At 49.2% G+C, this 12,236-nt stretch carries 9 protein-coding genes and 2 pseudogenes; 3 read left to right on the forward strand and 8 right to left on the reverse strand.

Annotated elements, in window-relative coordinates:
- Nucleotide 1: 1 nt before the first annotated feature.
- Both FTU54_RS03910 and FTU54_RS03915 read right to left on the reverse strand, forming a co-directional pair.
- Nucleotides 2-1,189 carry an MFS transporter gene (locus tag FTU54_RS03910; RefSeq protein WP_180074524.1) on the reverse strand — a complete coding sequence of 396 codons (1,188 nt, stop codon included), beginning with the start codon at nucleotides 1,187-1,189 and terminating at the stop codon, nucleotides 2-4.
- A 147-nt stretch (nucleotides 1,190-1,336) separates the two neighbouring features.
- The gene (locus FTU54_RS03915; RefSeq protein ID WP_005180104.1) at nucleotides 1,337-2,263 is read right to left on the reverse strand and encodes a DMT family transporter; all 927 of its coding nucleotides are present in this window, start codon (nucleotides 2,261-2,263) and stop codon (nucleotides 1,337-1,339) included.
- 845 nt (nucleotides 2,264-3,108) lie between these two features.
- Between FTU54_RS03915 and FTU54_RS03920 the strand changes: the two genes are divergently transcribed.
- Genes FTU54_RS03920 through FTU54_RS03930 form a run of 3 tightly spaced genes read left to right on the forward strand, consistent with a single transcriptional unit; the run spans nucleotide 3,109 to nucleotide 6,020 of the window.
- Complete coding sequence (locus FTU54_RS03920; RefSeq protein ID WP_180074525.1) at nucleotides 3,109-4,236, forward strand: Re/Si-specific NAD(P)(+) transhydrogenase subunit alpha; 1,128 nt, start codon at nucleotides 3,109-3,111, stop codon at nucleotides 4,234-4,236.
- Nucleotides 4,237-4,247: 11 nt separating this feature from the next.
- Nucleotides 4,248-4,571 (forward strand): proton-translocating transhydrogenase family protein, encoded by a 324-nt coding sequence (locus FTU54_RS03925; RefSeq protein ID WP_005180100.1) that lies wholly within the window; start codon nucleotides 4,248-4,250, stop codon nucleotides 4,569-4,571.
- A 3-nt stretch (nucleotides 4,572-4,574) separates the two neighbouring features.
- Nucleotides 4,575-6,020: an NAD(P)(+) transhydrogenase (Re/Si-specific) subunit beta gene (locus tag FTU54_RS03930; protein WP_005180098.1), complete on the forward strand. Its 1,446-nt coding sequence runs from the start codon at nucleotides 4,575-4,577 to the stop codon at nucleotides 6,018-6,020.
- A gap of 242 nt (nucleotides 6,021-6,262) precedes the next feature.
- Here the strand turns inward: FTU54_RS03930 and rsfS are convergent, their stop codons facing one another.
- From rsfS to FTU54_RS03960, 6 genes and pseudogenes are all read right to left on the reverse strand, one after another.
- A complete protein-coding gene (rsfS, locus tag FTU54_RS03935; protein ID WP_005180097.1) occupies nucleotides 6,263-6,664 on the reverse strand; it encodes a ribosome silencing factor in 402 nt (133 codons plus the stop codon).
- Between the two features lie 82 nt (nucleotides 6,665-6,746).
- On the reverse strand, nucleotides 6,747-7,535 hold the full coding sequence (locus FTU54_RS03940) for a hydroxypyruvate isomerase family protein (RefSeq protein WP_075167476.1): 789 nt from the start codon (nucleotides 7,533-7,535) through the stop codon (nucleotides 6,747-6,749).
- A gap of 36 nt (nucleotides 7,536-7,571) precedes the next feature.
- Complete coding sequence (locus tag FTU54_RS03945; RefSeq protein ID WP_005180090.1) at nucleotides 7,572-8,444, reverse strand: NAD(P)-dependent oxidoreductase; 873 nt, start codon at nucleotides 8,442-8,444, stop codon at nucleotides 7,572-7,574.
- Nucleotides 8,445-8,474: 30 nt separating this feature from the next.
- Entirely contained in the window at nucleotides 8,475-9,263 is a 789-nt protein-coding gene (locus FTU54_RS03950; RefSeq protein WP_016658615.1) for a crotonase/enoyl-CoA hydratase family protein, read from the reverse strand.
- 108 nt (nucleotides 9,264-9,371) lie between these two features.
- A pseudogene (locus tag FTU54_RS03955) lies at nucleotides 9,372-12,110 on the reverse strand (ATP-binding protein); the annotation flags it as partial.
- Between the two features lie 51 nt (nucleotides 12,111-12,161).
- Nucleotides 12,162-12,236 (reverse strand): annotated as a pseudogene (locus FTU54_RS03960) (IS6 family transposase); the annotation flags it as partial.

A 12,236-nucleotide genomic window follows, 5' to 3' on the forward strand; every position in this document is an offset into this window, starting at 1 on the left:
TTTAAGCCAGTTGCTGGCGGCGCAGATGTTGCTGATCTAACCAGGCAAAACAGGCCGAGCAGAGCACCAGGGTTAAACCAACCAGACAGCTCATGCTCCAGCCGCCATGATGCCAGGCGTAAATGCCCAGTGCAGAACCGCAGGCGCCGCCAATAAAATAGCTGGTCATATAGACTGCATTCAGGCGTGATTTGGCATCGGGGCGTAAATGGAAAATCACGTTCTGGTTACTGGTATGCACACTGGCCAGTCCCAGGTTAATTAGGCCAAAACCAATAATATAGCTCCATAAATACTGCGCGCCGAAATACAGGAAACTCCAGCTGACCGCCAATAAAGAGAGTCCGGCCCAGGTGATCAGTTTGCCATGACCCCGGTCGGCAATTTTGCCAATTTTTTTGGTAGAGAGTGCGCCAAATACCCCAATTAAGGTGACTAAACCGACTGCGACATCTGGCAGGCCAAAAGAGGAGCCAAGTAACACCGCAATGGTGGAAAACAGCACGCTCATGGCGGCAAAGGCACTGGCACCAATCAGGGAGCGATAGACCAGCCGTTTTTCCTGGCGGATCAGTTGCAGCATCGAATGCAGGATTTTGCCATAGGCCATGCGCACCGTCGGAATATGTGGCAAGTGTTTTTTCAGAATAATCGCCAGTCCCATCATCAACACGCCACTGATGATATAAATCAGCTGCCAGCCATATAAATTGGACAACAGTCCGGCCAGACTGGTCGACAGTAAAATCCCGACCAGTAAACCACTCATCAGTAGTCCGACCACTTCGCCCATTTTATCCGGCTTGACCGACATGGTGGCAAACGGAATCAGAATCTGCGCGGCCACGGAAAATAGTCCGGTCATGATGGTGCCAATCCAGAGCATTGGCAGATTCACTGAAAAAGCACATAGAAACAGGCCAAACGCGGCCAGAAACATCAGTAGTGGAATGAATTTGGTTTTATTGACGGTATCGCCAACCGGCACAATAAATAACAGCCCCAGCGCATAGGACACCTGGGCAAACGTCACCGTGAGCGCGACTTGGGATTCCGGCACCTGAAAATAAGTATGAATCGAGTTAATCAGCGGCTGGCAATAATAGTTGGCCCCTGCACATAGACCACAAGCCAGCGCCATAAGCCAGAGCAGGGTTTTATCCTGACTAATATCGGGAGAGGTATTCATACAAGGTCCAGTTCAGGTTAATTCATTCAATCGCATCTTCGGCAATACTGAGCATGACGGCCAAAGATCACCATTTGCAACATTCTTTTTGCATGTGCAAGACACATGCACAGCAGTCCGGAACAGGCTGAGCTGACTGATCATGGATCAGGCCATCAGCTTTTTCTTGGACAGGCTAATCATCATCACCCCAATGATATTGAGGGCGCAACCCAGCCATTGCCAGGCATTTAAATATTCATCTAAAAACAGGGTGGCCAGCACAATGGTCAGAATCGGGCCGATAGAGGCGATCATGGCCGAATGAGCGGCTCCCAGGCGTTCGATACTTTGCATTAATAAAATGGTTGGCAACACCGTGACCAGAATGCCCAGTCCAATGCCATAGGCATAGACGCTGCCCGGTAATTGACTCAGCCGTTGTAGTGGCTCCGGTACGGCCAGCAGATAATGCAGTAAGGTGCCGAAGCAGGCCACACTTAGCGCCAGGCCGGTAAAATTCCAGCTGCCAAATTTCTGGATCAGCCGCGGCGTCACCAGTAAATAGGCGGCAAAAGCCACCGCACTGGCAAATACCAGACTGGCACCGAGCCAGAAGGAATGGCCATCTGGCATGTTTTGCTGTTCTTGTAACATCACCAGTACCGTTCCACCATAACTGAGCAGCAAGGCTAGTATCGTTTTCAGGCTTAAGCGCTGCTTGTAGATCAGGCTGCTGGCTAGAACGGTTAAGGTGGGATACAGAAACAGGATAATCCGTTCCAGTGAGGCGCTAATAAACATGAGCCCCAGAAAGTCGAGCCAGCTGGCAAAATAATAGCCGAGCAGCCCGGCAGCCACGAGCAGTATCCATTCGCGCAGCTGAATCTGGGTATTGCGATGCCGGTTAAACCAGCAGATCAGCAGGAAAAACGGCAGTGCGCTGGCCATCCGCAGGGTCATTAAGGTGGTGGCATCCACCAGAGGTGAAAGTGCGTAGGCTTGCTTGATAAAAATAGCTTTGGTGCTAAATAAAAAGGCCGCGCATAGTGCAAACAGTGAACCTAACTGCGTTCTGGTCAAGGAAATGGACATATTCAGAGCAATTTAATCAAGAGGGCAGGTGTCACCAGATTTTCATGCGTTGAGTATAAGCTGTCTGCTCGAAGAAATGAATGTGTAAAGATAGGCTTTATTCTCATTTTATGAAAATTTTAAGATGGTTTATTTCAGGCAAAGATCTATTGATGTCTTGCGGGCAATTGTTGCACAAAAATAGTGCAAAATACGCAAATTTAAGCAGTTGCACTGCTTTATTCATCATCAGGCAAAATGATCAATAAAAAAACTTTTAATTTTTTATCGCGCTTTCACAGCCAGATGTATGGGTTAAGTCCAGATCAGCGGGCAGGAAATCATTTAGCCAATCGGTGCATTTGCCGCAGGATTTACTTTTCTGCCCGAACATTGGGCAGTTTTGACCAATTTATCCCGGATTCTTCTGTGATTAAGATGTCATTTCAGCCAATCATGAACTGGATGTTCATTTTTTGCTGCGAAAAAGCCGTTCATTATTGGTATTTATCAGCCTGTTGTAAGCCGGCTCTACACGATAAGATTTGTCAAAACAATCAATTTTAAGGAAAGAAAAAACAGAACAGGACGTAATTCGCTGTAAAAAGTCAGGAGCTGTGCTGAAAATTTATACACATTATTTCCAGATCAGGGCCATGAAGAATATAAAGCCAAACTGATCAATTATATCTGCCACCCTTCTTTTTATGAATCATCAGTTCAAAATATGGGTATTTATTAAATAAATATTGGGTGGTAATTTAAAAAAGTTCAATTAGAATCCAAAAATTCAACAAGAACATAACCTGAGGGGAAGCATCGTTTTGGCGATGTTTACTTAAGAAAAATTAGCTTGAGGAACGCTCATGCAGATCGGAATCCCAACCGAAACTGTCGTCGGTGAAAATCGTGTCGCTGCAACGCCAGAGACAGTAAAGAAGTTGATCAACGCGGGTCATAGCGTGGTTATTGAACGTGGTGCAGGCTTAAAAGCTGCCTATATCGATAGCGCCTATGAGCACGTGGGTGCCAAAATTACAGATGATGCCTATACCGGCAGTCAAATGATTTTGAAAGTTCGCGCGCCGAAAGGTGAGGAAATTCAAAAACTTGCTCCTAACTCTACCGTGGTGGCAATGTTTGACCCATACCGCAATACTGAACTTGACCAATTTGCTGCACAGCAGGTGTCTGCATTTGCCCTGGAATTATTGCCACGGACCCTGTCCCGTGCGCAAAACATGGATGTGCTGTCCTCACAAGCCAACTTGGCCGGTTATAAATCGGTATTGCTGGCTGCAGCTGAATACCAGCGTATGTTCCCGATGCTGATGACCGCAGCAGGGACAGTCAAACCTGCCCGTGTCGTGATCATGGGGGTGGGTGTTGCCGGCTTGCAAGCGATTGCGACCGCAAAACGTCTGGGTGCGGTGGTGGAAGCCACTGACCTGCGTCCAACTGCCAAAGATCAGGTTGAATCTCTGGGCGGGAAATGGCTAGACGTGCCGATGTCTGAAGAAGAACAGCAAAAAGCTGCTGATGCCGCCAAAAACGGCTATGGCTGGATGCCGGGCGAACAGTACATCAAAGATCAGGCCATTATTGTCGATAAAGCCGTTTCCAATGCTGACATCGTGATTACCACAGCGCTGTTACCAGGTCGTGATGCACCGCGTTTAATCAAGGCGGAAACTGTGGCCAAGATGAAACCGGGTTCAGTCATTCTGGATATGGCGGTAGAAACGGGTGGTAACGTTGAAGGTTCTCAATGCGGTGAAACCGTGGTGACCGACAACGGCGTGAAAATTCTCGGTGTACCGAATATTCCATCAACGGTCTCTACTGAAGCATCGGCGCTGTATGCACGTAATGTGCTGAATTTTGTGGAAACCCTTTTTGATAGCGAAAAGAACTTTGCCATCAGTCAGGAAGATGAGATTCAAAAAGCCCTACTGGTTACGCACGGCGGCCAAGTGCTGTTGAAACGAGGTTAAGGAGAACAGTCATGGTTGAAACAATTACAATTTTTGTCCTGGCCATTTTCGTAGGTTACTACGTGGTTTGGGGGGTTACACCTGCATTGCATACGCCACTGATGGCGGTAACCAATGCGCTGTCTTCGATCATTATCGTGGGGGCGATGATTCAAACGGTTGGCTTGCCTGTGTTAGGTGTGGATGCCAATGTGCAGTTCCAGAGCATTAACGTGGTGAGCGTACTTGGTGCGATTGCAGTATTCCTGGCCAGTATTAATATTTTCGGTGGCTTCGCAGTGACTGCGCGTATGCTGGAAATGTTTAAACCAAAACAAAAGAAAAAAGAGGGCTAATTGATGGAATTTATTCGAGACTATGCGGATTGGTTCTACCTGATTGGGGCTGTCCTCTTTATTTTAACTTTACGAGGCCTGTCTGGGCCAAAAACGGCGATTGCTGGTAACCGTTACGGCATGATCGCCATGGCGATTGCCGTATTGACTACCTTCTTTGTGGCGGATCATCCGGTTATCTGGATGATTGTGGGGGCGATGATTCTGGGTGCCATTGTCGGGATTGCCCGTGCGCGTACCGTACCGATGACGCAAATGCCAGAAACCGTAGCACTGATGCACTCACTGGTCGGTCTGGCAGCGGTGTTAATTGCAATTGCAGCGATTATTCATAACAACAAGCTGGTTGAACTGGGTCCAGAGCTGTTGGCAGCCAATGGCGTCAGCTTCCATGAAATGAGCAAAGTGCATTTGTTTGAATTGTTCGTGGGCTGTTTTGTTGGTGCGATTACCTTTACTGCATCGGTATTTGCTTACGGTAAACTGGCAGCGAAAAAATGGGCCAAGACCATTTCGGGTGGCTGGGTTAAACCGGTTCAGGCACTGATTTTCATTGCCATGCTGGGCTTTGGGATTCACTTCTTCTTAAGCGGTAGCATGACCTCGTTCTGGGCCATGACCGCACTGGCTTTAGCCTTTGGCTGGGTCTGGATTGCCCCAGTCGGTGGTGGCGACATGCCGGTGGTGGTATCACTGCTCAACTCCTTCTCGGGCTGGGCGGCAGCAGGGATTGGTTTTACCTTGGAAAACAACATGCTGATTGTGGCGGGTTCACTGGTTGGTTCATCAGGTGCAATTCTGTCGTACATCATGTGTAAAGCCATGAACCGTTCAATCATCAACGTTTTGTTTGGTGGTGCGATGGGTGGGGCGGCAGCGCCTACCGCAGGTGCGGGTGAGCAGGTACAGCGTAACTACCGTTCAGGTTCTGCAGATGATGCTGGCTTCTTAATGTCCAATGCGGACAGCGTGGTGATTGTGCCAGGTTATGGTATGGCACAAGGCCGTGCACAAAATGCGGTGAAAGAACTGGCCAACTTGCTGAAAGAGCAGGGTGTAACGGTGCGTTTTGCGATTCACCCGGTGGCGGGTCGTATGCCAGGTCACATGAACGTCTTGCTTGCTGAAGCCGACGTGCCGTATGAAGACATTCTGGAAATGGACGAAATTAACTCGGACTTCCCGGCAACGGATGTGGTATTGGTGATAGGTGCCAACGACGTAGTCAACCCGGCAGCCAAAGACGATCCAAACTCGCCAATTTACGGTATGCCAATTCTGGAAGCACATAAAGCACGTACCATTATGGTGATCAAGCGCTCAATGGCGACTGGTTATGCAGGTCTGGACAATGACCTGTTCTATAACGACAAGACTATGATGGTCTTCGGTGATGCCAAGAAAGTGGTTGAAGACATGACCAAAGCGATTAACGGTACGGGTCACTAAGACGTCCGATACCCGCGTTCAAAATCCCCCTCGATTGAGGGGGATTTTTTATATCTGTGACTAAATAGAGTCTTTTTCGTTACATACGATGAAAGCGTTGAGATGGGGGTGAGAGGCACGACCAAGTGGTTTAAGTTCGGCTATTGGGAAGTGGAAAGATCAGTGGGTGTATTTTTCTGCTGTGATCAGTCCTGATTTTAGCTCAATAAAAAAGCGACCTTCAGGTCGCTTTTTGGGAAATCTTAGTTTACAGATTCAGGTGCTGTACGCCATAAGCTTTCTAGGTCGTAGAACTTACGGGCAGTTGGAAGCATGACATGTACCACCACGATACCCAGATCAATCAAGATCCATTCAGCATCGCGTTCACCTTCCATACCAATCGGGCGGAAGCCTGCTTTACGTGCTTCTTCAGCAACGTTATCAGCAAGAGATTTAACATGACGGGTTGAGGTGCCGCTAGCAATCACAATAGCATCTGCAACATTGCTGATGCTGCTAACATCAAGCTCAACAATTTCTTTGGCTTTTACATCTTCAAGGGCATCGCGCACAACTTGCAGGCAAGCGTGTACGTCATTGTTTGGGGAAGTCATTGCGAGATCGTGAGAATTAGAAGCGCCGGGCGATGGTTCTAAATTCATAAAGGGTATAATTTCCTGACAATTATTCATTGTCTAATATAGCGGCTTTGAGCCTAAATTTCAAATCTATGACAGTGCCGAATTATTGATATTCGGCAAAGTATTTGTTTTTCCACGCAAAGGAATTTGCTGAATCTTTGCTCGGTCGATATTCCGCCGCCACATAGCCTGCATAGTCACTGTGTTTGAGCCAGTCAAACACTTCCGCAAAGGCAATATCGCCGGTATCCGGTTCATGACGACCCGGGCAGTCGGCAAACTGGATATGGCCAATCTGTTGGATATTCTCGATCAGTCCTTCCAGTACGTTTTCACCCATCATGGCCATGTGATAGCAGTCATACTGCATTTTTAGCGCCGGATGTTGCACCGCTTCAAGCATCTCTTGGGCCTGGGCAATGTTCTGTACTAAAAAGCGCGGCATGTCGGTGCCATTAATCATTTCCATTACCGGCTGGATCTGCTGGCTGCTAAGCATATGGCTGGCCATTTTCAGGTTCTCGGCCAGTGTTCTGAGGCAAGGCAGCAGATCGGCATCCTGGGGCTGTTTACCAGCCAGAATATTGACACTTGGCACTTTGAGTGCAACCGCGTATTCAATGGCCTGTTCAACGGCATGACGAAACTCGATTTCCTTGCCCGGCACACCGGCCAGCCCGTTGCCGCCTTGCATTAAATCTCCGGCCGGAACATTAATCAGGCACAGCGTCAGTTCATGCAAGGTTAGCTGGCTTTGAATCTGCGCAATGCTCAGTTCATACGGAAACTGGATTTCAACATGCTGGAAGCCGTGTTGTCTGGCCAGTGCAAAGCGCTCAAGTAGCGGCACTTCAGTAAAAATCATAGAAAGATTTACGGCAAGTTTCGTCATAAACAATGTCCTGCATTCCCTGTGCAAAGGGTGAAATTAAGTGGTCTGTTCCACCTGTTGAATGACCGTGGATAAATCTGCTTCCGCAAAGCCTTTGGCCTGATGCGCTTGCAGTTGTTGCAAAGCCTGCTGTGCCACCGGAATATTCAGCTGATAATGCGCAGCCAGGGTCAGGGCATTGTTCAGGTCTTTGGACAGGGTCTGGACTTTCCACTGCACCGGTTCAAAGCTATGACTGGCCATGCGCGGGGTTAGAATCTGAAACGGTTTGGAGTCAGCAAATCCACCGGCCAGTGCGGGTGCCAGTAAAGTGGTGTCTACCCCAGCTTGAGCTGCAAGCGCGACAGCTTCGGCAATCAGGGTACTGTTGGCCGCGACAATCAGCTGATTACAGATTTTGGTGGCCTGTCCGGTGCCACTGGCGCCCATACGGGTCACGCGCTGTGAGAGCACATTATAAATCAGGGTCAGTTTTTCAATGGTGGCGGCATCACCGCCGGCAAAGATCACCAGGGTGCCTTGTTCTGCGCCCGCTGTGCCGCCCGACACTGGTGAATCAATCCACTTCACCTGCTGACGGGCTGCCTGTTCAGCCAGTGTCAGGGTTTTATCCACAGACAGGCTGGAGAAATCCACAATCACTTGCTTGGCCTGTAAATGCGGCTGAATCTGCTCAAAAACGGCTTGGACTGCATTGTCATCGGCCAGGCAGCTTAAAATTACCGGATATTGACCAATCTTTTCTAGGGCCAGTGCTTCAGCACCCATGTCCAGCAGTTCCTCACAGGCAGCAGCAGTGCGGTTCCAGACCGCGACCCGAAAACCGGCATGAATCAGACGTGCTGCCATGCGTGTGCCCATTAAGCCCATACCCAGAAAGGCGATGGGCGTATTGCGATCAAAACTCATGCTTCTCTTCCCGATCTTGATGCTCTGTGCTTAGTTAAATTGACGCGGTAAAAAACTGGTGTCAGGTTGCTTGTCTTTTTTACGCGCCAGTTGACTGTTTTTGCCAAGCAGTAATTTCAGCTGCCAGATTTTTTCCAGACGTAAGGATTTTTGTGGATTATGTTCCATGGCATCTAGCACCTGTTTGGCCGCAGCCAGCGCATCCGGAGAACGCTGCGCCAGTTCCTGCGCCAGAATCTGGGCATGATCCAGTGGTGTGTCACTTAAGTGGGTGACTAAGCCAATTTCTTTGGCATATTGCGCTTCAAAAATACGGGCGGTGAGGGTCAGTTCTTTGGCCAGGTCCAGGCCAATCAGGCCTTTTAAAGAGCGGCTCAGACCCATATCCGGTACCAGCCCCCAGCGGCTTTCCATAATTGACATCTGGGTTTTAGGATGGGCAATACGAATATCTGCTGCCAGTGCCAGTTGCATCCCCGCTCCAAAACAGTAACCTTCAATCGCAGCAATCACAGGGACGGGCAATTCCTGCCAGATCAGAAAGGCTTTTTGAAACAGGCTCTGGCCGGGTTTGAGTAATTCCCAGGCGGCAAAGGCACGATTTTGCGGATTGTTTAAATCGGCCAGATCAATACCGGCACTAAACACTTCGGCTTCACCAGTCAGAATGACGCAGCGCAAGCTACGGTCTTTTTTTAGCTGCCTGGCAGTTTTGACCAGCTGTTTTAATAATGCAAAGCTCATGGCATTGCGTTTTTCCGGGCGATTCAGTCGCACAATGGCAATGCCGTTATTTTTTTCTACCTGTACTATGGTCATGGTCTAAACTCTTATTTTTCCTCTGTTGAGCATAGCATGCAGATACGCATGATACATGACAGGGCAGTCACATCCATCTTTCAAGACCCTGACTTTAGTCGAGTCAGACTACTGCGTGTGCTTGTTTAGAATCTGCTCGGCGGCATGTTCAACCTGAGCAATCACGGCTTGTAATTCATCAAAGCGTCTTAGCACTTCCTGAATAAAGGCATCATCGGCTTTACGGCGTTCTTTACGTAAGGTCGAAACAAACTGCTCAAAAGAACCGGTGGCTTCCTGCAGGCTTGGGGTGCCGACATAACGGGTGGCGCCATACAGGCGATGCAGCACATGCTCCAGTTGCGGGAAATCTTCCAGTTCAATCAGCTGCTGCATTTCATGCAGTTCGGTGGCAAAGCTGTCGAGCAGCATACGCAGCAGATCCAGTGCCAGATCTTCCTTGTTGGCGGCCAGCATCAGGCTTTGCTGCCAGTCAAGAACCAGCGGATCAAGCGCTTCAATCACCACGGCTTTTTCCACTGCCGGCACCTTGTTAAAGTTTTCAGTGGTCCAGTGGGTCAGAATCTGGATGATCTGTTCAATCTGGATTGGCTTGGTGACGTAATCATCCATGCCGACTTTCAGCAGGTTCTGTTTTTCATCGGCCAGCGCATGCGCGGTCAGGGCGATAATTGGCAGGCGTTTATGCTTGTCGAGAGTGGACTCCAGCGAGCGGATGGCGCGGGTGGTATCAATCCCGGACATCACCGGCATCTGAATATCCATAAACACCAGATCAAACGGTTTGGCATCCTGTTCAATCCGCTCTTGCAGGATATTCAGGGCTTCCTGACCGCTCAGCGCTTTGGTGGTGGTGACATTCAGTTCACCTAACAAGGCTTCTAAAACAATCAGGTTTGGCAAGTGGTCATCTACCGCCAGCACATGCAGCCCCTGTCCATCAAAGACTTCGGTGCCTGTATCTTCAAACGGATTTTCATTGTTTAGTAACTGGATTAGCGCGCCACGGCTTAAAGGCTGATACAGCGGGCGGGTGCGATATTCATTCAGCATGCTTGGATCAAGCGCCATCTGGTAGCCGTAAATGGCCAGATTGCCCTGATAGCGGCTGCGAATTTCTTTCAGTAAGGCTTCGGTGTCACCGCTATGATCGACAATTAACCAGGTGTCTTCTTCCGGTGTAGACAGGTGATTGAGTCGGCTGAATAAGTCCAGAATCGAAGTGGTTTCGGTATGCTGGACCTGATAATTTTCCAGATAGTGACGCAGCACATTGGCGGTTGCCGGATGCGCCAGATAGGACACCACATGCTTGTTGGCAAAGCGTGGGTGCACAATAATTTCATCCTCATCAATGCTGAATACGGCAGTAAACCAGAAGGTCGAGCCTTTTTCAGTCGGTGCGCGTTCCTGGTTGTCTTCAAAGCCAATCTGGCCCTGCATTAAATGTACCAGCTGCTTGGAAATTGCCAGCCCCAGACCGGTACCGCCAAACTGACGGGTCACAGAGGCATCGCCTTGCGAGAAGGATTCAAACAGTTTTTTCCGGTCGGTGCCGCTTAAACCAATACCGCTGTCCTGCACGCTAAAATGAATCATGCTCTGACCGATGTCTTCATGCTCAATGCGTGCGCGTACAATAATTTCACCATCCGGGGTGAATTTAATGGCATTGGAAATCAGGTTGGTTAGCACCTGTTTAAAGCGCAGGGCATCGCCAATCACATGCTTTGGCACGTTGTCGGCATAATAAAAAGCCATCGCAATCTGCTTCTGCGCGGCCAGCGGTGACAGCATATCCATTACATCATAAATGGCTTCTTCCAGATCAAAAGGCGCGGTTTCCAGTTCCAGTTTGCCGGCATCAATTTTCGAGAAATCCAGGACATCGTTAATTAGTGCCAGCAGATGCGCCGAGGATTTGCGAATGGTTTGCAGATACAGGTTCTGCTCATTGCTGAGATTACCCTGGCGCAGTAATAAATGGATAAAGCCATCAATACTGTTCAGCGGAGTACGTAATTCATGGCTGATATTGGCCAGGAAGACCGATTTGGACTGGTTGGCTGAAATCGCCTGGTCACGTGCCTGACGGTAAGTAATGTTCTGGACTTCCAAGGTATCTAGGGTGCGGCGCAAGTCATCTTCGGTCTGTTCGGTATGTTCTTTTAGTTCCAGAAAGCTGAAATGCAGACGCTTGACCACATTGGCAATATCACGCTGCAATAAACGCAGCTCGCCGGTACTGTTAATTACCATGTGCTGATCTAGCGTGTCGGCATTCAGGCGTTGCAGTTGCATACGGATTTCGTACATTGGCGCAATCCAGCGGCGCGAATAGAAATTTAGACACAGCAACAGAAGCATCAGGGTCAGCAGGCCGGTGGCAATCAGCACGGTCATGACCCGATAACGGGCAATTTCCAGAGGCTGATTGTCCAGCTCGATTAGCAGCCAGGCATACTGGCTCTGGCTTTCATCAATGCGTAAACCATAGACATGGCTGTCTTTATGCTGGATCGGGCCAAAGAAGGCGGCATCGCGCGGAAAACTGGGCCAGCCAGCCTGATCCTGATAGCCCATACTCAGGCGGCTACGACCTTGGGAATCAATAATGGCAGTCCGAAGTAAATGCTTTTCATTGAGCAGGTCCTGCATATAGCTGCGTGCCTGTTCATATTGCCAAGGAAAGGTGTTGAGCTGCTGTAAGGCCACTTCAGATGGCATTTCATAGCGGGTTAAAATCGCAATCGCCATCTGCTTTTGCTGGGCGCGCGCTGCATTCGAGGTTTCGGTCAGAACCAGCCCTGCACCGACCGCCGCCAGCACCATAATGGGCACAAATAGGCACTGTTGCAAATAGTGATTTGAGTCGATGATGTTCCCTTTAAAAAGTGCTTAGAGACCGAAAACCCTGTTGATTAGACACACTTCACCCTGAGGCTGACCATAATAAAATGACGATGCTTGTCC

Origin of the sequence: Acinetobacter sp. YH12116, from assembly GCF_013418895.1 — a bacterium.
In the GTDB taxonomy this organism is placed as follows: Bacteria; Pseudomonadota; Gammaproteobacteria; order Pseudomonadales; family Moraxellaceae; genus Acinetobacter; species Acinetobacter indicus.